Below are 21,827 nucleotides of genomic sequence, written 5' to 3'. Positions count from 1 at the left end.
GTGCAAGAAGGAGAAGCTGCCATGGCCTTGGCGGAAGTTCGGGTAGAAGAGGTCGAGCCGATGGACAACGAATCCCAGGCACGTCCCGAAGAGTTGCGGCTTCTCGAAGCGCTGCTGTTTGCGTCCAGCGAGCCGCTGGATACCGCGACCCTTGCCAAGCGCATGCCTGATGGCGTCGACGTGAAGGCTGCGCTCGCGCAGTTGCAGGCCGAATATGCGACGCGCGGCGTGAATCTCGTGCGTGTTGCCAACAAATGGACCTTCCGTACCGCCGGCGATCTTGCTTGGCTGATGACGCGCGAGAGCACCGAAACGCGCCGCCTGTCGCGCGCGGCGATCGAGGTGCTGGCGATCATCGCCTACCACCAGCCGGTGACCCGCGCCGAGATCGAGGAGATCCGCGGCGTCGTGACCTCGAAAGGCACGCTCGACGTGCTGCTCGAAACCGGCTGGATCAAGCCGCGTGGCCGGCGCAAGACGCCGGGCCGTCCGCTGACCTTCGGAACCACCGAGGATTTCCTGTCGCAGTTCACCTTGGAACAACTCGGTGACTTGCCGGGCCTGGAGGAGCTGAAGGGCACGGGTCTTCTGGATTCGCGTCTGCCGACCGGTTTCAGCGTGCCGACGCCGTCGGACGACCCGGCGCTGCGTGAAGACGAGGATCCGCTCGAGCCCGGCGAGGATCTGGATCTTGCACTGGCCCCGGCGCCAGAGCCGGAACCAGAGGCGCCGGAAGGCAGCGACGAGGGCTGACGGCCCGTCGTTCTACGGGCGACTGCAACCAGTTAACACTAGCAAGATTACGTAGCGCCAACAGCGAATTGGCGCTGCCTTGGTCCTTGTTTTTGACACCTGCGAAGCCTAGGTTTCGATGAAGATCGGCCGGGTCCCCGGCCATGCGCGTTTGGAGGGTTGCAGGATGGGTTCGCTAAGCATTTGGCACTGGATCTTGGTGATCGCAGTGGTCCTGCTGCTGTTCGGCCGTGGCAAGATTTCGGATCTGATGGGCGACGTGGCGCAGGGCATCAAGGCCTTCAAGAAGGGCATGCAGGACGACGACAAGGTTGCAGACAAGCCCGATCCCGCCAAGTCCATCGAGCACAATGCCGCGCCGACTGCGGCACGGTCCGACGTCGGCAGCAAGGCCGTCTGAGCCAAAGATCGGCAGACGTGGGCGGTCCCGATCCCGTGCGTCGAGGATTGGGCCAATCGCGGCTTGCCTGAACGGAAGACTTCATGTTCGACATCGGGTGGAGTGAACTGGTCCTCATCGCGGTCGTTGCGCTGGTTGCCATCGGCCCGAAGGAGCTCCCCGGTGTGCTGCGCATGGTCGGCCAATGGATGGGCAAGGCCCGCAAGATGGCCGCCGAATTCCAGGGCCAGTTTCAGGAAGCCATGCGCGAGGCCGAGATGGCCGACCTCAAGAAGAGCTTCGACGAGGTCAAGGAAGCGGCCTCCGGCTTCACCAGCAACAATTTGATGACCTCGCTCACGAAGGACGTCAACGAGGCGCTGCGCATCGAGGACATCGACAAGCCGGCGGAGGCTGCCACCACACCCGCGATCGAGCCGCCTGCGACATCAAGTGACGCGCCGGCGACTTCAAGTGAAGCACCCGCGACTTCAAGTGAAGCGCTGGTGACTTCAAGTGAAGCACCGGTGACGCCGACGACACCGGAAGCCCCGACGCCCGCGACCTTTGTGGAAGCGGAGGCACATGCGGCGGCGAACGAACCGCTCGCCATCACCCGCGAGGTCGAGCAGGCTGCCGTCAGCCAAGACACCGCGTTACCTGAGGCGATCAAGGACGCCAAAGCGTCATGAGCGACGCCGACATCGAGGCCAGCAAGGCGCCGTTGATGGACCATTTGATCGAGCTGCGCTCGCGGCTGATCAAGGCGCTGCTCGGCTTTGGCATCGCGTTCATCTTCTGCTTCTTCTTCGCCAAGCAGATCTACAACGTGCTGGTCTGGCCGTTCGTGTGGGTCGCGGGGCCCGAGAATTCGAAGTTCATCTACACGGCGCTGCTGGAATATTTCATCACCCAGCTCAAGCTCGCGCTGTTCGGCGCCGGCTTCATCTCGTTTCCGATCGTCGCCACTCAGATCTACAAATTCGTGGCGCCCGGCCTCTACAAGCACGAGAAGCAGGCGTTTCTGCCCTATCTGGTCGCAACCCCGTTCTTCTTCGTGCTGGGCGCGATGCTGGTCTATTTCGTCGTCCTGCCGATGCTGATCCGCTTCTCGCTCGGCATGCAGCAGAGCGGCAGCGACGAGACCGCGCAGATTCAGCTCCTGCCCAAGGTCGGCGAATATCTGTCGCTGATGATGTCGCTCATCTTCGCCTTCGGAATCGCCTTCCAGCTCCCGGTGATCCTGACGCTGCTCGGCCGCATCGGCATCATCACGTCGAAGATGCTGCGCGAGAAGCGGCGCTATTTCATCGTCGTCGCCTTCATCATCGCAGCCGTCCTGACCCCGCCTGACGTGCTGAGCCAGTGCTCGCTCGCTATACCCTTGCTGGCGCTCTACGAGGGCTCGATCGTCGCGGTATCGATAGTGGAGAAGAAGGCGGCCGCCTCGCAGGCCACCAGCGGCGGCGCATCGTCGAGCACCAATCCGGCCGAGTAGGCCTCCGACAGCGCCAAAATCGCGGACGTCATTCCCCGCGAAAGCGGCGAATCAAGTGCGCCGCGGCCCCGCTATTAGCCTCTGGCGTCTCTGGAATACTGGATCACCCGCTTTCGCGGGTGATGACGGCTGTGCTAGGGGAAGCGCCAGTGTAAACTTTCAACATTCGATGTTGACTGTTTGCACGCTGCCCCAGGACCACAGCCATGCACGACATCAAATCGATCCGCGACAATCCGCAAGCTTTCGACGCCGGCCTCGCCCGGCGTGGGTTGAAGCCGATGTCGGCGTCGCTGCTGGCGATCGACGAGAAGCGGCGGTCGGCGATCCTGGCCTCCGAGCAGGCCCAGGCGCGACGCAACGCGGCGTCCAAGGAGATCGGCGAGGCCAAGAAGGCGAAGGACGAGGCGCGCGCGGCCAAGCTGATGGCCGAGGTGGCCGAGCTCAAGACCACGATGCCGGAGCTCGAAGCGGCCGCCAAGGCCGCCGATGAGGAGCTGGCAAAGGAGCTGTCGGCGATCCCCAATCTGCCGCTTGCCGAAGTGCCCGACGGCGTCGACGAGCACGGCAACGTGCAGCGCCATGTCTTCGGCAACAGACGCAACTACGCATTCGCGCCCAAGCCCCACGACGATCTCGGCGCCGCGCTCGGCGACATGGATTTCGAGACGGCGGCAAAGCTCTCCGGCGCGCGCTTCGTCGTGCTGAAGAAGGGGCTCGCCCGGCTCGAACGCGCGCTCGGCCAGTTCATGCTGAATCTGCACACGGATGAGCATGGCTATACCGAGATCAATCCGCCGCTGCTGGTGCGCAACGAGATCATGTTCGGCACCGGACAGCTGCCGAAATTCGAGGACGACCAGTTCTGGGCGATCAAGGGCGAGCTGCTCGCCGCGCCCGACCATGAGCGGCTGCAGACCGAGCGTCTCGGAATCATTCCGACTGCGGAGGTGGCGCTCACCAACCTTGTCCGCGAATCCATCCTTGATGAGAAACAACTTCCGATGCGGCTGACCGCGTTGACCCCTTGTTTTCGCGCGGAGGCGGGGGCGGCAGGGCGCGATACCCGTGGCATGATCCGGCAGCACCAGTTCACCAAGGTCGAGCTGGTGTCGATCACGACGCCGGAGACGAGCAAGGACGAGCACGAGCGAATGCTCGCCTGTGCGGAGGAGGTGCTGCGGCGGCTCGACCTGCATTATCGCGTGATGACGCTGTGCACCGGGGATATGGGCTTTTCGTCGCAAAAGACTTACGACATCGAGGTCTGGATGCCCGGCCAGGGCGAGGGCGGGGCGTTCCGCGAGATCTCGAGCTGCTCGGTGTGTGGCGATTTCCAGGCCCGCCGCATGGACGCGCGTTCGCGCGGCCCCGATGGCAAGCCGCGCTTCGTGCATACGCTGAACGGTTCCGGCACCGCGCTCGGCCGCGCGCTGATTGCCGTGATGGAGACGTATCAGCAGGAGGACGGCTCGATTGCGGTCCCCGACGTGCTGCAGCCCTATATGGGCGGGCTCAAGGTGATTGCACGCGAATAGCGCGACATTGCCGGGATAGACGGTTGCGGAGATCGGACGGGCGGTTATCCTGACGGCCCTCCGAGTTCTCCAGCGACCGCTCATGGCCCTGCACCGCGACATCTTCTGGATCGGCAGACAATGGGCGGTGACCGGCTTCGGCATCCAGGCGGTCGACCAGCGGTTGCGCGGCGTGCTCGACATCGAGATCGCGCGGCTTTGGGACGACGATTTCGTGCAAAGCCGGCGCGCCAAGCCCGGGCTCAATATCGAGGATTTTGACAAGGCTTTGACGCTGGCGCGCACGCGCTATCCGCAGGCGCCGGAACCGGCGCGAACGCCGGTGCAAGCGGCCATCGAGCTGCCGCCTGCGCCGGCACCCGTCGCCCCATCGCCGAAACCTGCCCCTCCGGTCGTGCTCGCCTTGCGAGCGGAGGGCCGGCTGGCGCGCTTCCTGCCGCAATGGCGCATCCGCCGCTAGGCGAAGACCTGCGGCAAGTTCCAGCACAGCTCCGAAACTCCCGAATTTCGCCGGTTTGCCTGATCGGTCATAGCCGGATAAGACCTCCTCACGGCACCCGAGGAATCGATCTGACGCATGCGTATTCTCTGCACCAATGACGACGGCATCCACGCGCCCGGACTCAAGGTCGTGGAGGAGATCGCGCGCGCCCTGTCCGACGATGTCTGGGTGGTGGCGCCCGAGCTCGACCAGTCCGGCGTCTCGCATTCGCTGTCGCTGAACGATCCCTTGCGCCTGCGCGAGGTCGGTCCGCGCCACTTCGCGGTGAGGGGCACGCCGACCGACTGCGTCATCATGGGCGCGCGTCATATCCTGGGCGCGACGATGCCCGACGTCGTGCTGTCCGGCGTCAACAAGGGCCGCAACGTCGCCGAGGACGTCGTCTATTCCGGCACCATCGCGGGCGCGCTGGAAGGCACCATTCTGGGCCTGCCGTCGTTCGCGCTGTCGCAGGAATTCAGCGTCGAGACGCGCGAGCGTCCGCCGTGGGACACCGCGCGCAAGTTCGGTCCCGACATCGTGCGCAAGGTGCTCACCGCCGGTGTGCCCAGAAACACCGTGATCAACGTCAATTTCCCGTCCTGCGCGCCGGAAGAGGTTCTCGGTATCCGCGTGACACGGCAGGGCAAGCGCAATCTCGGCTTCCTCAGGGTCGACGAGCGCCGCGACGGCCGCGGCAATCCCTATTTCTGGATCGGCTTCGAGCGCACCGCGATGATGGATCTGCCCGCCGAAGGCACCGACCTCGCCGCGCTGCGCGAGCGCTACATCTCGGTCACGCCACTCAGGCTCGACCGCACGGATGAGGCCTTCTCGCAGGCGCTCGGCGAGACGCTGAAATAGGGACGCGTGGGTCTTTGGCCTGGAGCCTTCGCGGGCCGTCCAGCAAAAAGGTCGAAAACAACCCCATGCAAAGTAGCCGAGGGCTACCTGGTGGCGGTTTCGTATTTTACGAAATTCTATTGACGCGTCGGGCAAATCACCGGCATAAGTGCATCATCGCGGAACGTGGGATAGCCGACGCCATATCGGCTCTAGCCGCCGCGTAGCGCTGACTCGATGGTCTTGCCGAGCGCGTCGAGCTGAAACGGCTTTTGCAGCGCCGGCCGGTCGCGATACTGCTCGGGCAGGCCGGACGAGCCGTAGCCGGTGGCGAAGATGAACGGCCGGCCCTTGGCCTTGATGACGTCGGCGACCGGCGAGATCACCTTGCCGTTGACGTTGACGTCGAGGATGGCGAAATCGAATTCAGTCGACTGTGCAAGCCGCATCGCTTCGGCAATGTCGCCGGCCTCGGCCGCGACCTTGTAGCCAAGCTCTTCGAGCATGTCTGCGACCATCATCCTGATCATGACCTCGTCTTCGACGAGGAAAACAGAACCGCCCGCAGTCATCCGTCAGTCCTTGCCCTTCCCATCAAACGTTCGCAGATAAAGCCATGCGACGCAACGAGCGTTTGGACAAACCCCAATCTGGAAATGTCGGCACGACCAATTCCGCGTAGAGCAGATTGTGTGGTCAGATGCCGTGGCAGAAGTTTATCATGGGTTCCTGAGCCGGAACAAGATTCCTGCGGCTGCGACGAAGGTCGCACTGCACCGCAGGTTCGACCCGGCCGAGATGCAAACACGACGAAAAATTAGCAATGACCACCAATCAGCGTCCGCCGGAAAAAATGATGTTTCAGCTCACGCTGCGACGTCGCGGCATTAGTGACCAGGCGGTGCTGCGCACCATGGAAGAGGTGCCGCGCGATCTGTTCGTCGAGGCTGCGGACCGGGAGGATGCCTACCGCGATAGCGCGTTGCCGATCGCCTGCGGGCAGACCATCAGCCAGCCCTTCGTCGTCGCCTACATGACCGAGCAGCTTCAATTGCAGAAGCGGCATCGCGTGTTGGAGATCGGTACGGGCTCCGGTTACCAGGCCGCAGTGCTGTCGCGGCTCGCCGGGCAAGTCCTGACGGTCGAGCGCTATCGAAAACTCGCTGATACGGCGCGCGCCCGGCTAGAAAAGATCGACTGTCACAATGTGGAGGTGATGCTGGGGGACGGTCTCGATCTGCCCCCCAATATCGGTCCCTTTGACCGCATCATCGTTACCGCCGCGATGGAAGAGATCCCGGACAATCTGATCGCGCGACTGGAGGTCGGGGGCGTCCTGATCGCGCCGGTCGGCCCCCATCAGGGGGTGCAGACCCTGATCCGGCTGACCCGCACGGAGACGGGGATCGAGCGCAGGGAACTTGTCGATGTCCGCTTCGTCCCGGCGCTGCCAGGCGTGGCCCGCGAGCTGTAGAAATTCCGGATCGGCTGTGCTGCCAACACCTTATTGGGAGGGTTAAGCGGTTATTTACTCGGCGCGTGTTTACTTAAAAGACCAGTTCAGTTGCGTACGAGTGAGTAACCATGTCCGCTCTTGCCGAGTTGCTTTACTCGCGCCGCGTACCGCACGTCGCGGTCCTGGCGCTGATCTCGTTCGGTTTCGCCGGATGCAGCGCCGATATGTCGTCGCGGCTTTCGCAATCCAACTTCTCCAACCCCTTTGCTTCCCAGGACGCCACCGGGACGGTGCAGCAGGCGCCGCCGCAGCGCGAGCTGCCGCAATATGCACGGCCGCAGACACAGCCCGGCGCTTATCAGTCTCAGCCTTTGCCGCCGCCGGCAGTCGCCGCGCCGCAAACCTATCCCGTCGCAGGAGGCGGGGGTGTAGCCGGAGGCGGGCGTGGCATGGGATCCTATGCGCCGCCGCCGGCCCAGCCGCATCTTGAAGCCACCGGCACCGTGCCGCCGCGCTCGGTTGCCGCGGCCCGTCCCGCCGGTGGAACCAAGATCATCGTCGGCACCAGCGACACGCTCGACGTGCTCGCCAAGCGCTATCACGTTACTCCGCAGGCGATCCTTGCCGCCAACGGCTATAAGGGTCCGCGCACGCTCTCGCCCGGCCAGCAGATCATCATTCCGCATCCGGCGGCAACCGCCGCAGCGCCTGCGCCGGTCATGGCTCCGGTTGCCGCAGCGCCGGTCGCGGCACAAGCAGCAAAGCCGATGGTGGCCGTCAGCGCGCCGCCCAGCACCCACTTCGTCAATCGTGGCGACACGCTCGCCAGCATCGCACGCAAGAACCATATTCCGGTGGCCGAGCTCGCGCGCGCCAATGGTCTCGATGCGTCCGCCAAGCTCAAGCTCGGCACCAAGCTGACCGTGCCAGTCGGCAAGACTGCGGCCGTTGCCGCGCCGGCCGCCCCAGTGGCGGTGGCTGCAGCGCCCGTCGCCGTTGTCCAGCAGCCTGCCGCGGTCGCAACCGTGCCTGCCACCAGGGTCGCGGCTGCCGCACCGGTGCAGAGCGCGCGGCTGGCGCAAGCCACCGCCAACGTCGAAGAGAAGTCCGCCGAGACGCCGGCGAAGGCCGCGGACGCCACCGGCGCGCTGCCGACCTTCCGCTGGCCGGTCCGCGGCAAGGTGATCACGAGCTACGGCGCCAAGACCAACGGCAAGTCCAATGACGGCATCAATCTCGCGGTGCCCGAAGGCACGCCGGTCAAGGCGGCTGAAGACGGCGTCGTTGCCTATTCCGGCAACGAGCTGAAAGGCTACGGCAATTTGGTCCTGGTTCGGCACTCCAACGGCTACGTCACCGCATATGCCCATGCGAGTGAGCTGTTGGTGAAGCGCGGCGATTCCATCAAGCGCGGCCAGGTTATTGCCAAGTCGGGGCAATCCGGGGAGGTGGCGTCGCCGCAGCTCCACTTCGAGATCCGCAAAGGATCAAACCCGGTTGACCCGCTTCAATTCCTGAACGGGGCGTGAGGCGAACGCTTCCCGAAGTAGGGCACGCAACCACCACAAACACGCTGTCATCGTCCGCCTTGTGCGCAATTGCGCACTTGGGCGGACGATCCAGTATCTAGCAGTCGCTAAGCCGAGAAGCTGCCGTGGACCGTGGTGTAGATCAGCACAAGCCGAATTCTGATTAACAAAAATGTGACGGAATGCCGGAGGCAGATCGTGTTCATGCGATTTCGCTCCGGCGGAATGTTTGTGCTTGCTCCTTCTTTCCGGCAAGCTCGCTGAATCCCGATCCATCAAAATCGCTGAGTTCGTCGCGTACGATTCGAGGTTCCGGTGTCGGAGCCTGGATCGCGTTGGTCGCGGGGCCGCTAATAGGAATGAGATCGGGTTCGGCCTGAGGCTTTTGTGATCGGACAATCAAAATTATCGAAAAACAACTCATGCAAAGTAGCCGATGGTTGCCGGTGCGATGTCCTAATGTTCTGAATCTGCTTCGGTTTCGAAGGGCAGCGGACATGGCAGGGCTTGCTGGCGATCCAGCGCGATCGTGAATGACCCGACCAGGCCCCATTGATCTAGATCAACTGGGAAGTCTGGCGTTCCGTGTCCGTAGCAGCGCAGGCCAATGACGCACGGGTCCGGAGGTCGGCATGAAACTGGCTGATACGAAATCGTCGCGTGATTACGGACAATCGTTCCAGCATCCAGCAGGTGAGGGGATGCTGTACGTGCCGGGCGGCACGTTTCGCATGGGTTCGGATCGGCACTATCCGGAGGAAGCGCCGGTCCACCGCGTCACGGTGGATGCGTTCTGGATGGATTGCCATCCAGTGACGAACCGGCAATTCAAGGCGTTCGCCAAGGCTACCGGCCACGTCACCGTTGCCGAGATCACGCCCGATCCAAAGGACTATCCCGGAATGCTCCCGCACATGGTCTATGCGGGCTCCCTGTTGTTCTCGCCGCCCGCCTATCCGGTCAATCTCCGGGACTTCAGCCAGTGGTGGACCTTCGCCAAAGGCGCGGACTGGCGGCATCCCAACGGGCCGGGCAGCGATATCCGTGGGCTGGACGATCATCCCGTCGTGCATGTGGCCTTCAGTGATGTGGTTGCCTACGCAAAATGGGCTGGCAAGGATTTGCCGACCGAAGCGGAATGGGAATTTGCGGCGCGCGGCGGCCTGGACGGCGCCGAGTTCGCATGGGGAGATGAATTTGTGCCCGAGGGCCGTCACATGGCCAACACCTGGCAGGGCGAATTTCCGCGCCAAAACACCAGGGACGACGGATTCGAACGGACATCGCCGGTCACCGCATTTCCGCCGAACGGATACGGGCTGCACGATATGATCGGCAACGTCTGGGAATGGACGTCAGACTGGTATTCGCCTCGGCACGAAGCTGACGCTCCAAAGGCCTGCTGCATTCCCGAGAATCCGCGCGGCGGCCGCGAAGTCGATAGCTACGACCCAAGAACGACCAACGTCAAGATTCCACGCAAGGTCATCAAAGGCGGCTCGCATTTGTGCGCGCCGAACTACTGCCGACGCTACCGGCCGGCTGCGCGGCATGCGGAGCCAGTCGATACTTCCACGAGTCATCTCGGCTTTCGGTGCGTCAGGCGAGGAGCCTCCGACGCATCATAGACAGGAGGCGTAACCATGTTGAGTTCCATATTGCCCGACAAGCAACGCATGACGCCTGGTTTGCACAAGCGGTCCTGTGCCTCGTTGCTTGGCGCGACGATGTTGATGTCGCTGTCCGGGCCGGCCAGCACGCCTGCAACCGCACAGCAACCGCCACAGAAGCCCAATATCCTCTTCATCATGGGTGACGACATCGGCCTCTACCAGCCGAGCATCTACCATCGCGGCCTGATGGTCGGCGAGACGCCCAACATCGATCGCATCGGCAATGAAGGCGCTATATTCACGCACTACTATGCCGAGCAGAGCTGCACCGCTGGCCGCAACGCCTTCTTCACCGGCATGCATCCGCTGCGCACCGGCATGATTCCTCCGCAACTTCCGGGCAGCCCGTCCTATCTGCGGCCCGGCACCCCGGCGCTCGCTAGGTTCCTGCTTGATCTCGGCTACAACACCGGCGAGTTCGGCAAGAACCATCTCGGCGATCACACCGACGCGCTGCCGACCGCGCACGGATTCCAGGAATACTGGGGCTATTTGTATCACCTCGACGCGATGCAGGGCGTGAGCTTCCCGGACATCAACAAGTCCCCCACCCAGCAGACGGTTGCCCCGCCATGCAAGAATACGCCGATTCCGGGAGTGCCGGAGGTCGCTGGCGCGGTCGATCCAAAAACGGCGGTTTGCCTGACGCCACCGCGCAACATCCTGGCGTGCAAGTCCTCCGACGGCACTGGCAAGAACACGACATGCAGGGACGAGGGCCCGCTGACGCTTGAGCGGTCGAAGGGAGTCGACGAGGAAATCTCGTCCAAGGTCATCGACTTCCTCGATCGCAACGATCCGAAGACGACGGGCAAGCCTTTCTTTGTCTGGTACAATCCTGCACGCATGCACATCACGACCGTATTGAATGACAAGTACGCGGCCATGATCGGTGAGCAGGGCGGCAAGGATTGGGGCCTCAACGAGGCCGGCATGAAGCAGCTGGATGACAACGTCGGCTATGTGCTGAAGAAGCTGGAGGACATGGGCCAGCTCGACAACACGATCGTCGTGTTCACGACCGACAACGGCGCCGAAACCATCAGCTTTCCTGACGGCGGCACCACTCCGTTCAAGGGCGGCAAGCTGAGCACCTGGGAAGGAGGCATGCGCGCTCCGCTGCTGGTTCGCTGGCCGGGGGTCATCAAGCCCGGCACCATCAAGAATGACATCTTCGCGTCACTCGACTGGCTGCCCACGTTTGTCAACATCGGAGGCGGTGCAAAGGGAGACGCGTTGAAGAAGCGCATCGAGGCCGGCCAATATCCCGGCATCGTGAAGACCACGCTCGATGGCGTCGATCAGACCGAATATCTTTCCGGCCGTTCGGAAAAGTCGGCGCGCGATACCTTCTTCTACTATTCGGGCAAGGATCCGTCGGCGGTCCGCTACAAGAACTGGAAGATCTACTTCACGATGGTCTCCGACGCCCCAGAGGGCTTTATTTCCGGAGCGCTTCCCTATCACTGGGCCCAGGTCGTCAATATCAAGCGAGACCCATTCGAGACCTCGATCGGTTCACAATTTAAGACACTCATGGGCCTGGGTGGCGTAATCGGATCCCCCTCTACAGCCTACGTCTATGACTGGAACATGCTGCCCATCGGCCAGGCGCTCTGGCTGAAGGAACTCGAGAGCTATATCGCGTACCCGCCGCTTCAGGACCCGGCGAGCTACAACCTCGAACAGGTGATACAGCAGGTCAGGCAGGCCAAGACTGCCGGACGTAGCGACTAATGGATCAGTATGAATTGGCGGGCGTCACTTCGGCACCCGCCAATCCACCGCGCTCAGAATCCAACTCGGGCTGGAATACCTGGCTGACCTTTGCGATCGCGCCCGCCGCGCCTGAAAGCACCGTTGCGCCGACTGAACTCGATCGTCGATCGGGTCCGCAGCAAATGTAACGCGCACGCGCCCTTGATTCCCCGCCTTCGGGGAAAGACAGCTGAAAGTGGGTTGCGATCCGACCGCTACTTCGCCGTCAGCTTCACGCCCAGCCGTCCGGCAAGCTCCTGCACGAACTGCCAGGCGACGCGGCCGGAGCGTGAGCCGCGCGTGGTCGACCATTCCAGCGCCTCGCGCTCCAGCGCCTCGTCGTCGACCTTGATGCCGAAATGGCCGCAATAGCCGCGCACCATGGCGAGATATTCGTCCTGGCTGCAACGGTGGAAGCCCAGCCACAGGCCGAACCGGTCCGACAGCGAGACCTTCTCCTCGACCGCTTCACCCGGGTTGATCGCGGTGGAGCGCTCGTTCTCGATCATGTCGCGCGCGAGCAAATGACGGCGGTTGGAGGTGGCGTAGAGGATCACGTTGTCGGGCCGGCCCTCGATGCCGCCTTCGAGCACGGCCTTCAGCGATTTGTACGACGCATCATTGCCGTCGAAGGAGAGATCGTCGCAGAACACGATGAAGCGGAAGGACGAGCCGCGCAATTGCTCCATCAGCGCGGGCAGCGTCTCGATGTCCTCGCGATGAATCTCGATCAGCTTCAACTTGTCGGCCGGCTTGCGCTCCGCATTGATGCTCGCATGCGCGGCCTTGACCAGCGACGACTTGCCCATGCCGCGCGCGCCCCAGAGCAGGGCGTTGTTGGCGGGAAGGGCGTTTGCGAAGCGCTCGGTGTTCTCGATCAGGATGTCGCGCATCCGGTCGATGCCCTTGAGCAGGAAAAGGTCGACGCGGCTGACCCGTGGCACCGCCGAGAGGCGGCCGTCCGGATGCCAGACGAAGGCGTCGGCACGCTCGAACGAGAAGGGTGCGGCGGACGCTGGCCGCTGGGTCGCAAGGTGCGCGGCAATGGTCTCCAGCGCACGCACGATGCGGTCCTGCGCGAGGTCGGGGGCTTCAGCCGTGGGTCGTTTTGCCGCGAGGCGGGTGGGCTTTCGGGCAGGGGTCTTGATGGCCTTCCCGGCGGCGGTTTTGCTTGGTTTTTTGGGCATGTCCGAAGTTCCTGAGAATGCAGCCTTATCGGGCCTGGGCGCCGCCCGCAAGGTGGGCCAAATCGTCAGTCTGGCAGCGTTGCAATTGGGACCGCTGCCGCTATAGTCCGCGCGAAATTTGACCGACCCGGCTGCCCCGAGCGGGCCATGCCGGCTTTCTCCCGTTCACGAGGATCGTCCGAATGTTCATTACCCCTGCGTATGCCCAGGCCGCGGGCGCCGGCGACACCAACAGCATGTTGATGTCGCTGCTGCCGTTCGCCCTGATCTTCGTGATCATGTACTTCCTGATTCTGCGGCCGCAGCAGAAGAAGGTGAAGGATCATGCCGACCTCGTGAAGAACATCCGCCGCGGCGACACGGTCGTGACCTCGGGGGGCCTCGTCGGCAAGGTCACCAAGGTCGTCGACGACGACCAGATCGAGTTCGAGATTTCCGACGGCGTGCGGGTGCGGCAGATGCGCCAGATGATCTCCGGCGTGCGCGCCAAGGGCGAGCCGGCCAAGGACAGCGCCAAGGACGACTCGGCGAGCTGATCGCTCGCTCGAGCCTCGTATTCTCCTGATCTGACAGGTTCACTCGATGTTGTATTTCACGCGGTGGAGGGCGCTGGGGATCATCCTGACGGCGCTGATCGTGTGCCTCTGCGCGGTCCCGAACTTCTTCCCGGAAGCGCAGGTCAAGACCTGGCCCGCCTGGGCGCAGCGCCGGCTCGTGCTCGGCCTCGACCTTCAGGGCGGCTCCTATCTGCTGCTCGAAGTCGACTCCAACTACGTCAAGAAGGAGAAGCTTGACCAGGTCCGCGACGACGTCCGCCGCGTGCTGCGTGAGGCCAAGATCGGCTACACCGGGCTGTCGTCCAAGGGTGATGCAGTCGAGGTCCGCGTCAAGGACACCGACCTTCAGAACGCGCTGCCCAAGCTGCGCGACCTTTCGCAGCCGCTCGGCGGCCTACTCGGCTCCAACGGCCAGCGCAGCCTGGAGGTCAGTGATGCCGGCGGCGGGCTGATTCGCCTGACCGTGCCGCAGGCCGCGATCACCGAGCGCGTGCGCCAGACCATCGAGCAGTCGATCCAGATCGTCGAACGCCGCGTCAACCAGCTCGGCACCGTCGAGCCGGTGATCCAGCGGCAGGGCACCGACCGCATCCTTGTCCAGGTGCCGGGCCTGCAGGATCCGACCCGCCTGAAGGAGCTGCTCGGCAAGACCGCGAAGATGGAATTCCGCATGGTCGACGCCTCGGTGCCGCCCGACCAGGCGCAGAAGGGCAGCCTGCCGCCCGAATCCGAGCTCCTGATGAGCGCGAGCTCTCCCAAGGTGCCCTATGTCGTGAAGAAGCAGGTGCTGGTCTCCGGCGGCGACCTCACCGACGCGCAGCCGGGCTTCGATCAGCGCACCGGCGAGCCGGTCGTCAATTTCAAGTTCAATACGTCGGGCGCGCGCAAGTTCGCGCAGGCCACGCAGGAGAATGTCGGCCTGCCGTTTGCGATCGTGCTCGACAATGAGGTGATCTCGGCGCCGGTCATTCGCGAGCCGATCACGGGCGGCCAGGGCCAGATCTCCGGCAGCTTCACCGTGCAGTCGGCGAACGACCTCGCGATCCTCTTGCGCGCCGGCGCGCTGCCGGCGCCCTTGACCGTGATCGAGGAACGCACCGTCGGTCCGGGCCTCGGCCAGGACTCGATCGAGAAGGGCGAGCTGGCGGCCTATGTCGGCTCGATCATGGTCATCGTGTTCATGCTGCTCACCTACCGGTTGTTCGGCCTGTTCGCCAACATCGCGGTGGCGATCAACGTCGCGATGATCTTCGGCCTGTTGTCGCTGCTCAACGCCACGCTGACGCTGCCCGGCATCGCCGGCATCGTGCTCACCGTCGGCATCGCGGTCGACTCCAACGTGCTGATCTACGAGCGCATCCGCGAGGAGCTGCGCGGCGGCCGCAACGCGATCTCGGCGATCGACGCCGGCTTCAAGCGGGCGCTTGCGACCATCCTCGATTCCAACATCACGACCTTCATTGCTGCTGCCGTGCTGTTCTATATCGGTACCGGTCCGGTGCGCGGCTTCGCCGTGACGCTTGGCATCGGCATCATCACCACGGTGTTCACCGCCTTCACGCTGACCCGGCTGATCGTGGCCTGGTGGGTGCGGTGGAAGCGGCCGCAGAGCGTGCCGATCTAGGAGCCTGATTGTGACTCACTACGTTCTCATCGGGCTTGGCGTCCTTATTGCCATCCTCACCGTGGTCGCGGCCCTTGGCCTGCTGCCGTCGCTGCGCATCGTCCCGGACAATACGCATTTCGACTTCACGCGCTTCCGCCGCATCAGCTTCCCGATCTCGGCGGCGCTGTCGATCGTCGCGATCACGCTGTTCTTTACCCACGGCCTCAATTTCGGCATCGACTTCCGCGGCGGCACGCTGCTGGAAGTGCAGGCCAAATCCGGCACCGCCGACATCGCGGCGATGCGCACCGCGCTCGACGCCCTGAGTCTCGGTGAAGTCCAGTTGCAGCAGTTCGGCGGCCCCGAGAACGTCCTGATCCGGGTCGCGGAGCAGCCGGGCGGCGATGCCGCCCAGCAGGAAGCGGTGCAGAAGGTGCGCGGCGCGCTCGGTGATACCGTCGAGTACCGCCGCGTCGAGGTGGTTGGTCCGCGCGTCTCCGGCGAGCTGCTCGCCTACGGCATGCTCGGCCTGATGCTCGCGATCGTGTCGATCCTGATCTATCTCTGGTTCCGTTTCGAATGGCAGTTCGCGCTCGGCGCCATGATCGCCAACGTGCACGACATCGTGCTGACGATCGGCTTCATGTCGATCAGCCAGGTCGATTTCGACCTGACCAGCATCGCGGCGCTTTTGACGATTCTCGGCTACTCGCTCAACGACACCGTCGTCATCTACGACCGTATCCGCGAAATGCTCCGGCGCTACAAGAAGATGCCGATGCCGCAGCTCCTCAACGAGTCCATCAACTCGACGCTGTCGCGCTCGATCATCACCCACTTTACGGTGACGCTGGCCTTGCTCGCGCTGCTGCTGTTCGGCGGCCACGCCATCCACAGCTTCACCGCGGTGATGATGTTCGGCGTCGTGCTGGTCGGCACCTACACCTCGATCTTCATCGCGGCCCCAATCCTGATCTATCTCGGCGTCGGCGAGCATCGCGAGGATGCCGTGGATACGGCTACGCCGGCCAAGAAAAATCGGCCATGATCCGAACCGCGTGCCCTCGCAGGAGTTTGCGAGGGCAGTAGCCCATTCGGACGAATCCCATGGCCGGCGATCCCAACGCTCCACATTTCCCGCGCTCGGCGCCGATCGACGCCTATGGCAAGGGCGGCTTCGCCTTTGCCGGCATGTCGCATCGCGGCTCGCTGCTGTGCCTGCCCGACGCGATCTGGGCCTGGGATGTGACCGATCCCGCCAAGATCGACCGCTATTCGCTGGATAAGGTTTTCGCCGCCGCCAACAGCATCGATACGCTGCTGGTCGGTACCGGAAGCGGGGTCTGGCTGCCGCCGCCGGAGCTGCGCCAGGCGCTGAAGGCGGTGAGGGTGGTGCTGGACACGATGCAGACCGGACCAGCCGTGCGCACCTACAACATCATGATCGGCGAGCGGCGGCGGGTCGCCGCGGCCCTGATTGCGGTGCCATGAGCGGCGGCGCACCGGCTGCCGACGCTGCCTTCTGCGCCGATCTCGTGCGCACCCACGATTTCGCGCGCTACGCCGCGACCTTGTTCGTGCCCGCCAATGAGCGCCGCGCACTGCTCGCACTCTATGCCTTCAATGCCGAGATCGTCCGTGTCCGCGATCAGGTGACCCAGCCGCTGCCCGGCGAAATCCGCCTGCAATGGTGGACCGACATGCTGGCCGGTCATGTCCATGGCAGCGCCGAGGGAAATCCCGTCGCCGCCGAGCTCCTGATCGCGATCCGCGACTACGATCTTCCGATCGAGCCGTTGTCGCGGCTCCTCGAGGAGCACCAGTTCGACCTCTACAATGACCCGATGCCGACCATGGCCGCGCTGGAGGGGTATCTGGCCGAAACGTGCTCGGCGCTGTTGTCGCTTGCTGCGCGGATCTGCGCGCGGCCGTCGGAGGCGATCGATCATCTCGCCCGTCACGCCGGTCTCGCCCAGGGCGTGGTGCAGGTGATCGCCAGCCTGCCGCGCGATGCCGCGCATCGCCAGCTCTTCGTGCCGCAGCAACTCCTGGAAGGCCATGGCAGCACCCTCGAGGAGGTGTTTGCCGCCAAGGAAACGGCGGCGCTGCGCGCGGCGCTGGATGAGCTCGCCAGCGAGGCGCGAGAGCATATCGCGACGGCGACCGCGCTGCTGGCGGAGATACCGCCGCCGGCCAGGCTTGCGTTCCTGCCGCTCGCGGTGGCGCGCCGCGAGCTGGCGCGCCTGTCCCGCGCGGATCGCAACCCCTTCTTGCCGCAGCCGCCGTCGCGGCTAGGAACCCTGTGGACGCTCTGGCGGGCGTCGCGGTCGCCGCAATTTACCAAATAGCGGCTCCCGTATCGCGGTAGCAGGCCAAATGCCCTATATTGCCCTATGGCCGAAGCACTCGACACCACCTCGCAACGCACGCTGGATCCAGCGGTCGATTTGAGCGGCCTTCCGGTCACGCTCGCCGACGTGCGCGCGGCTGCGGACCTGGTCCGCGGCGCCATCGTCGAGACGCCCTGCAATTACAGCCGGACGCTGAGCGCGATCTGCGGCTGCGATCTCTGGCTCAAATTCGAAAATCTCCAGTTCACCTCGTCGTTCAAGGAGCGCGGGGCCCTGAATCGTTTGACCGCGCTCTCGGTGGAGGAGCGGCAGCGCGGCGTCATCGCGATGTCGGCCGGCAACCACGCGCAGGGCGTTGCCTATCACGCCAAGCGCCTCGGCATCCCCGCGACCATCGTGATGCCGATCGGCACGCCGATGGTGAAGATCGAGAACACGAGGCATCACGGCGCCGATGTGATCGTCACCGGAGCGACCCTGGAGGAGGCTGCCGCATTCGCGCGCACGCACGGCGAGGCGCGCGGCATGATCTTCGTCCATCCCTATGACGATCCGCTCGTCATCGCCGGGCAGGGCACGGTCGGGCTCGAGATGCTCAAGGCTGTGCCGGAGCTGGATACCCTGGTCGTTCCGATCGGCGGCGGCGGCCTGATCAGCGGCATCGCCATTGCGGCGAAAGCGCTCAAGCCGAGCTTACGAATTCTCGGCGTCGAGGCCTGGCTCTATCCCTCGATGTACAACGCCATCCATGACGGCAACCTGCCCGCGCGCGGCGACACGCTGGCCGAAGGCATTGCGGTGAAGTCGCCGGGCAAGATCACGACCGAGATCGTCCGCCGCCTCGTCGACGACATTGCGCTCGTGAACGAGGCTGAACTCGAACGCGCCGTTGCCACCCTGATCTCGATCGAGAAGACCGTGGTGGAGGGCGCGGGCGCCGCCGGGCTGGCTGCGATCATGAGCGATCCCTCGCGCTTTGCCGGCCAGAAGGTCGGGCTTGTCCTGAGCGGCGGCAATATCGACACGCGGTTGATCGCCTCGGTGCTGACCCGCGAGCTTGCCCGCGAGGGGCGCTTGACGCAATTGTCGCTCGATATCCCCGACCGGCCGGGCCAGCTCGCCGCCGTGGCGGCGCTGCTGGCGGAGGCCGGCGCCAACATCATCGAAGTCTCGCACCAGCGGACATTCTCCGACCTGCCGGCCAAGGCGACGCTGCTTCAGCTCGTCATCGAGACGCGCGATGCCGCGCATCTCGACGAAGTCATGGCGAAGCTCGGTGCATCCGGCCTGAGCGCGCGCTGCACGTGAGCCGCAGCTAGCTCGTCGGCAAATCCGCCTCGAAATTGAACCTGTCGCGCAGGTTCTTGCGCTGTTCCAGAATGTCCTTCAGGAACGCGCGGTCCTGATCGCTCTTCATCATGGGCTCGATGAGATCGAGCTGGTTCATCGCCACGAGCTGCAGGATCTCGGTTCGCGGCTTGCCGGCCGCGTCACGCGGCAGCGCATGCACGACCTGGATATGCTCGGGCGGCTTCGGTCCCTTCGCCGCCGAGAGCTCGTTGCGAAGCTGGCTTTCGAGCGCCGACTGGTCCGCTTCGACGAAGGCGTAGAGCCCGACGCCGGAGCGGCGGTCGGCGAAGGCGACGATGGCGGTATCGCGCACGGCCGGATTCTTGCGGATCAGGTCGATGAGCACAGGCGCGTCGTTGACGAGCCTGCGGCCACCGCCCTCGCGGTCGGTGAAATTGAAGAGACCGCGGGTGATCGCGCGATAGACCTTCTTGCCGGTGGCGAGCCAAAGGCTCGCGGCAAAAGATTTCTTCGCGAGGATCTTGCGCTCCCTGGGCGTCAGCGCCTCGGGCGCATAGGAGCGCTTGTGCTTCAGCAGATGCCGGAGGTCCTCGTAGGCGAGAATGCGATACAGCCGGCCGCGACGGTTAAAGCAGGCGGCGAGCTGGAAGTCGGTCACGTAGGCGCGGCCGTCGCGGCCGACCAGCCAGTTCTGCTCTTTCGCAAGGTCGTTGTGGCAGATGCCGGCGCGACGCAGCCGGCGCAGCGCGTCCTTGGCGGAACGGAAATAGGCGACGTTGCCATGCGGCTTGGCCAGATGCAGCGCGACGCCGTCGACGAAGCCACGGACCAGCGCGCGGCGGCCGGCCCAGAGCAGCTCGGGACCGACGTTCAGGCCCTTTGCCAGGGCCAGCGCGTGTTTCTCCCGCGCGAACAGATGGCGCGCCAGCGCGAACGACCACCACGGCACCTCGTCGAGCCGGCGCAGCACCGCATCGACCTCGCCGCGCTCACTCCTGAAACGGCCGCGCTCGACAGTCGAGAACACGTCGCGCTTCAGGAGCACGCCCTCGGTCCAGCGCGCCGCGAGCACCGCGGCGTCTTCTTTGGGTAGGCTCATGACAGGCTCACGCCGCTGCGGCGATGTTTTGGTGATCGGCGATCCAGCGATCGAGATCGGCAAGCGCCCGCGCGCTCAGCGCCTGCTTCTTGGCGACCGTCTTCTCGTTGCCGCGCAGCCGCGTGCCGTCGGGCTTTTTGGTCGGCACGGTCGCAAGCGGCGGGAACAGGCCGAAATTGATGTTCATCGGCTGGAACGAGCGCGTGCCCGGCTCGATGGTTTCGATATGACCGCCGGTGATGTGGCCGAGCAGAGAGCCCAATGCGGTCGTCGCCGGCGGGCTCGTGAGTTGCTCGCCGCGGGCATCGGCCGCCGCATAGAGGCCGGCGATCAGGCCGACGCTGGCCGATTCCACATAGCCCTCGCAGCCCGTCATCTGCCCTGCAAAGCGCAGCCGCGGCTGCGCGCGCAGGCGGAGCTGGCCGTCGAGCAGCTTTGGCGAGTTGAGGAAGGTGTTGCGATGCAGGCCGCCGAGGCGCGCGAATTCGGCGTTCTCCAGCCCCGGAATACTGCGGAAGATGCGCTGCTGCTCGCCGTACTTCAATTTCGTCTGGAAACCGACGATGTTGTAGAGCGTGCCGAGCTTGTTGTCCTGGCGGAGCTGCACGATCGCGTAAGACTTGGTCGTCGGATCGTTCGGATTGGTCAGCCCGACCGGCTTCATCGGCCCATGACGCAACGTCTCGGGCCCGCGCTCGGCCATCACCTCGATCGGCAGGCAGCCGTCGAAATAGGGCGTGTTGGTCTCCCACTCCTTGAACTCGGTCTTCTCGCCGGCGATCAGCGCGGCGACGAAGCCGTCATACTGCTCCTTCGTCATCGGGCAGTTGATGTAGTCGGCGCCATTGCCGCCGGGGCCGACCTTGTCATAGCGCGACTGGAACCAGGCCACCGACATGTCGATGGAGTCGCGGTGCACGATCGGTGCGATCGCGTCGAAGAAGGCGAGCGCGTTTTCATCCGTCAGCTCGCGGATCGCGTCCGCCAACGGTGCGGAGGTGAGGGGGCCGGTCGCGACGATCACATTGTCCCAGTCGGCCGGCGGCAGGCCGCCGACCTCGCCGCGGGCGATCTCGATCAGGGGATGCTCGTTCAGCGCCTTGGTGACGGCCGCGGAAAAGCCGTCACGGTCGACGGCCAGCGCGCCGCCTGCGGGCACCTGGTTGGCATCCGCCGCGCGCATGATCAGCGAGCCGAGGCGGCGCATTTCGGCGTGCAGGAGGCCGACGGCGTTGTTGGCGGCATCGTCGGAGCGGAACGAGTTCGAGCAGACGAGCTCGGCGAGCCCGTCGGTGCGGTGGGCCTCGGTCATGCGGCTCGGCCGCATCTCGTGCAGCACCACGGATACGCCCGATCTGGCGACCTGCCAGGCGGCTTCGGAGCCGGCGAGGCCCGCACCGATGATGTGTACGGTCTTGGAACTGGTCTTGGAGTGGGATCCTGTCATGGGCGCGACAGGTAGCGCTTTTCAGTGTCGAGTGGAATCGCCGTGATGGCGTTTCTCACCCCAGAAACGACAACGCCCGCACGAGGCGGGCGCTATCGGTTGGTCCGGTCCGGTAAAGGGCCAATCAGCCCTTGTAGGCGCCGGCGGCAACGCGCGGGATGTCCGAACGGTCGAGGCCGATGTCGGAAAGCTCGCGATCGCTGAGCTGCGAGAGTTCAGCGACATTGCGCTGATAGTCCCGGAACGCCTGGATCATACGGATGAACGAGAGCAGCATGGTAGTCTCCTGTAGTTCGATTCAGCCCTTGACCTGGGCGTCATCGTTGAAATGAATATAGATGGAGCTGCTGCACTGCGGAAG

22 protein-coding genes are annotated in these 21,827 nt (G+C 64.3%); 17 read left to right on the top strand and 5 right to left on the bottom strand.

Annotation, left to right across the window (positions count from 1 at the left end; translation table 11 throughout):
• Nucleotides 1–21 precede the first annotated feature (21 nt).
• From scpB to surE, 7 genes are all read left to right on the top strand, one after another.
• Nucleotides 22–753, top strand: coding sequence for an SMC-Scp complex subunit ScpB (scpB, locus tag NLM33_RS07300; RefSeq protein ID WP_254095429.1), 732 nt, complete (start codon nucleotides 22–24; stop codon nucleotides 751–753).
• Between the two features lie 166 nt (nucleotides 754–919).
• Nucleotides 920–1,153, top strand: a complete 234-nt coding sequence (locus NLM33_RS07295) for a twin-arginine translocase TatA/TatE family subunit (protein WP_027527371.1) — start codon at nucleotides 920–922, stop codon at nucleotides 1,151–1,153.
• Between the two features lie 83 nt (nucleotides 1,154–1,236).
• The gene (tatB, locus tag NLM33_RS07290; RefSeq protein WP_254095428.1) at nucleotides 1,237–1,824 is read left to right on the top strand and encodes a Sec-independent protein translocase protein TatB; all 588 of its coding nucleotides are present in this window, start codon (nucleotides 1,237–1,239) and stop codon (nucleotides 1,822–1,824) included.
• Entirely contained in the window at nucleotides 1,821–2,630 is an 810-nt protein-coding gene (gene tatC / locus NLM33_RS07285) for a twin-arginine translocase subunit TatC (protein WP_254095427.1), read from the top strand. Before tatB ends, tatC begins: the two co-directional genes overlap by 4 nt.
• Before the next feature lie 206 nt (nucleotides 2,631–2,836).
• The gene (gene serS / locus NLM33_RS07280; RefSeq protein WP_254095426.1) at nucleotides 2,837–4,168 is read left to right on the top strand and encodes a serine--tRNA ligase; all 1,332 of its coding nucleotides are present in this window, start codon (nucleotides 2,837–2,839) and stop codon (nucleotides 4,166–4,168) included.
• Between the two features lie 82 nt (nucleotides 4,169–4,250).
• Entirely contained in the window at nucleotides 4,251–4,628 is a 378-nt protein-coding gene (locus NLM33_RS07275; RefSeq protein WP_254095425.1) for a hypothetical protein, read from the top strand.
• 117 nt (nucleotides 4,629–4,745) lie between these two features.
• Nucleotides 4,746–5,513 carry a 5'/3'-nucleotidase SurE gene (surE, locus tag NLM33_RS07270; RefSeq protein WP_254095424.1) on the top strand — a complete coding sequence of 256 codons (768 nt, stop codon included), beginning with the start codon at nucleotides 4,746–4,748 and terminating at the stop codon, nucleotides 5,511–5,513.
• Nucleotides 5,514–5,704: 191 nt separating this feature from the next.
• Here surE and NLM33_RS07265 read toward each other — a convergent pair whose 3' ends face one another.
• A complete protein-coding gene (locus NLM33_RS07265; protein WP_027527365.1) occupies nucleotides 5,705–6,064 on the bottom strand; it encodes a response regulator in 360 nt (119 codons plus the stop codon).
• Between the two features lie 251 nt (nucleotides 6,065–6,315).
• On the opposite strand from NLM33_RS07265, the gene NLM33_RS07260 reads away from it, so the two are divergent.
• From NLM33_RS07260 to NLM33_RS07245, 4 genes are all read left to right on the top strand, one after another.
• The gene (locus NLM33_RS07260; protein WP_254095423.1) at nucleotides 6,316–6,966 is read left to right on the top strand and encodes a protein-L-isoaspartate(D-aspartate) O-methyltransferase; all 651 of its coding nucleotides are present in this window, start codon (nucleotides 6,316–6,318) and stop codon (nucleotides 6,964–6,966) included.
• Between the two features lie 110 nt (nucleotides 6,967–7,076).
• A complete protein-coding gene (locus tag NLM33_RS07255) occupies nucleotides 7,077–8,477 on the top strand; it encodes a LysM peptidoglycan-binding domain-containing M23 family metallopeptidase (protein ID WP_254095422.1) in 1,401 nt (466 codons plus the stop codon).
• Nucleotides 8,478–9,109: 632 nt separating this feature from the next.
• The gene (locus tag NLM33_RS07250) at nucleotides 9,110–10,105 is read left to right on the top strand and encodes a formylglycine-generating enzyme family protein (RefSeq protein WP_254095421.1); all 996 of its coding nucleotides are present in this window, start codon (nucleotides 9,110–9,112) and stop codon (nucleotides 10,103–10,105) included.
• Between the two features lie 105 nt (nucleotides 10,106–10,210).
• Entirely contained in the window at nucleotides 10,211–11,887 is a 1,677-nt protein-coding gene (locus NLM33_RS07245; RefSeq protein ID WP_254105680.1) for an arylsulfatase, read from the top strand.
• A 236-nt stretch (nucleotides 11,888–12,123) separates the two neighbouring features.
• Here NLM33_RS07245 and NLM33_RS07240 read toward each other — a convergent pair whose 3' ends face one another.
• Entirely contained in the window at nucleotides 12,124–13,095 is a 972-nt protein-coding gene (locus NLM33_RS07240; protein ID WP_254095420.1) for an ATP-binding protein, read from the bottom strand.
• A gap of 182 nt (nucleotides 13,096–13,277) precedes the next feature.
• On the opposite strand from NLM33_RS07240, the gene yajC reads away from it, so the two are divergent.
• Genes yajC through NLM33_RS07210 form a run of 6 tightly spaced genes read left to right on the top strand, consistent with a single transcriptional unit; the run spans nucleotide 13,278 to nucleotide 18,917 of the window.
• Nucleotides 13,278–13,631, top strand: coding sequence for a preprotein translocase subunit YajC (gene yajC, locus NLM33_RS07235; protein ID WP_254095419.1), 354 nt, complete (start codon nucleotides 13,278–13,280; stop codon nucleotides 13,629–13,631).
• A 46-nt stretch (nucleotides 13,632–13,677) separates the two neighbouring features.
• Nucleotides 13,678–15,276, top strand: a complete 1,599-nt coding sequence (gene secD / locus NLM33_RS07230) for a protein translocase subunit SecD (protein WP_254095418.1) — start codon at nucleotides 13,678–13,680, stop codon at nucleotides 15,274–15,276.
• A 10-nt stretch (nucleotides 15,277–15,286) separates the two neighbouring features.
• Nucleotides 15,287–16,306, top strand: coding sequence for a protein translocase subunit SecF (gene secF / locus NLM33_RS07225; RefSeq protein WP_254095417.1), 1,020 nt, complete (start codon nucleotides 15,287–15,289; stop codon nucleotides 16,304–16,306).
• A gap of 59 nt (nucleotides 16,307–16,365) precedes the next feature.
• A complete protein-coding gene (locus NLM33_RS07220; RefSeq protein ID WP_254095416.1) occupies nucleotides 16,366–16,749 on the top strand; it encodes an Mth938-like domain-containing protein in 384 nt (127 codons plus the stop codon).
• Nucleotides 16,746–17,606 (top strand): phytoene/squalene synthase family protein, encoded by an 861-nt coding sequence (locus tag NLM33_RS07215; RefSeq protein ID WP_254095415.1) that lies wholly within the window; start codon nucleotides 16,746–16,748, stop codon nucleotides 17,604–17,606. Before NLM33_RS07220 ends, NLM33_RS07215 begins: the two co-directional genes overlap by 4 nt.
• A 45-nt stretch (nucleotides 17,607–17,651) precedes the next feature.
• A complete protein-coding gene (locus NLM33_RS07210; RefSeq protein ID WP_254095414.1) occupies nucleotides 17,652–18,917 on the top strand; it encodes a threonine ammonia-lyase in 1,266 nt (421 codons plus the stop codon).
• 7 nt (nucleotides 18,918–18,924) lie between these two features.
• On the opposite strand, the gene NLM33_RS07205 is transcribed toward NLM33_RS07210, so the two are convergent.
• The 3 genes from NLM33_RS07205 to NLM33_RS07195 all read right to left on the bottom strand — a co-directional run bounded on the left by NLM33_RS07205 (nucleotide 18,925) and on the right by NLM33_RS07195 (nucleotide 21,743).
• Nucleotides 18,925–20,019, bottom strand: coding sequence for a serine/threonine protein kinase (locus tag NLM33_RS07205; RefSeq protein WP_254095413.1), 1,095 nt, complete (start codon nucleotides 20,017–20,019; stop codon nucleotides 18,925–18,927).
• Between the two features lie 7 nt (nucleotides 20,020–20,026).
• Entirely contained in the window at nucleotides 20,027–21,466 is a 1,440-nt protein-coding gene (gene trmFO / locus NLM33_RS07200; protein ID WP_254095412.1) for a methylenetetrahydrofolate--tRNA-(uracil(54)-C(5))-methyltransferase (FADH(2)-oxidizing) TrmFO, read from the bottom strand.
• Nucleotides 21,467–21,590: 124 nt separating this feature from the next.
• On the bottom strand, nucleotides 21,591–21,743 hold the full coding sequence (locus NLM33_RS07195) for a DUF1127 domain-containing protein (protein ID WP_254095411.1): 153 nt from the start codon (nucleotides 21,741–21,743) through the stop codon (nucleotides 21,591–21,593).
• Between the last annotated feature and the right edge of the window lie 84 nt (nucleotides 21,744–21,827).

The organism is Bradyrhizobium sp. CCGUVB1N3, from assembly GCF_024199925.1.
Taxonomy (GTDB): Bacteria; Pseudomonadota; Alphaproteobacteria; order Rhizobiales; family Xanthobacteraceae; genus Bradyrhizobium.
Note: the sequence above shows the minus strand (reverse complement) of the source record. Positions and strands in the feature narration are given on the sequence as shown.